Below are 535 nucleotides of genomic sequence, written 5' to 3'. Positions count from 1 at the left end.
AAGCAAGACTAATGCCAGTACATTTTTAGCGACTTTACGATGTTTGATAGCGATAATAAGCACGATTGCTAGTATCCCTAAACCAAGCACCACTAGCGTTGCGGTCATTTTTTCACCTGTTGACGGCAATGATGTGCTAGTTTTTGTTGCTGTGTTAGTAGCGCCTGTTGTTGGTAAGTTGCCTGTCGTTGGCAGTGGCGTTGTGGTGACCGTGCCGTCAGTTTTCCGACTGACTTGGTACGTTTTCGCANCCTTATCGTGGAAAATCGTGGGTAAATCAGCCTCAAAGGTCACATTGGTGCCCGTTTTACCACTGATATTTTTAATCGTCAAGTCGGCGATTTCAGCACCTGACTTGCTGTCTTTGTTTTCGACGATGGTCAGCTCAAAATGATCTGAACCTCCTGTGTCTGCGGCATGTGCAATGCTTGGAAAACTCAGGATAAAAATCGTCCCGAGTGCCAACATCAGCGCACTGAATTTTTTAAGTGTTGTGGTCATCATATTCTCCCTCTAATCTAATCAAATAGATCTA

1 protein-coding gene is annotated in these 535 nt (G+C 44.4%); it reads right to left on the bottom strand.

Annotated elements, in window-relative coordinates:
• The coding region (locus tag RR45_RS11690) for an LPXTG cell wall anchor domain-containing protein (protein ID WP_425319434.1) at positions 1-195 on the bottom strand (195 nt) is incomplete at its 3' end.
• Positions 196-535: the final 340 nt, after the last annotated feature.

Origin of the sequence: Pseudolactococcus chungangensis CAU 28 = DSM 22330 (genome assembly GCF_002441885.1) — a bacterium.
In the GTDB taxonomy this organism is placed as follows: domain Bacteria; phylum Bacillota; class Bacilli; order Lactobacillales; family Streptococcaceae; genus Pseudolactococcus; species Pseudolactococcus chungangensis.
The sequence above is the reverse complement of the archived record's forward strand: the minus strand, read 5'-3'. Positions and strand labels throughout refer to the sequence as shown.